1 protein-coding gene is annotated in these 461 nt (G+C 65.7%); it reads left to right on the forward strand.

Annotation, left to right across the window (positions count from 1 at the left end; all coding sequences use genetic code 11):
- Positions 1–461, forward strand: a 461-nt coding sequence (locus tag LLU09_RS12525) for a CSS-motif domain-containing protein (protein WP_228312048.1), incomplete at both ends; no start/stop codon positions are given.

Here is a 461-nt window from a genome sequence, read left to right on the forward strand (position 1 = left end):
GTCGTTGTCCGTGCTGGTCGGGGTGATGCCGATCGTCCTGGGGCTGCTCATCCTCTACTGGCAGGCCGAGCGAAGCCTCCAGGAGACGTCCGAGCAGGCAGCCGGGAATGCGGTGCGGCAGTTCGAACGGATGCTCGACAACGCTGCGTTGGCGGCGCGCAAGGTCATGCCGGTGGCGGGGCGCCCCTGTCCCGAGGCCGAACTGGCGCTGCGCGAGCAAGTGGCGATCATGCCGTTCGTACGCTCGGTCAATTTGACGCGCGACAATACGATCTATTGCACGTCGTTGTTCGGCGGCTTCGACGAGCCGGTGCGGATCGAGAACTATGTCGACGGACGCCTCTTGCTGATGCCCGGCAACCAAGTCACGCCGGACGCCGCGCTGCTGGTCCTGCGGGACTTCGACGGCAAGCGCGGGGTATTGGCGGCGATCGACGGGCGCTACTTGAGCTACGTGCTAG

It is taken from the genome of Salinicoccus sp. RF5, from assembly GCF_020786625.1.
Taxonomy (GTDB): Bacteria; Bacillota; Bacilli; order Staphylococcales; family Salinicoccaceae; genus Salinicoccus.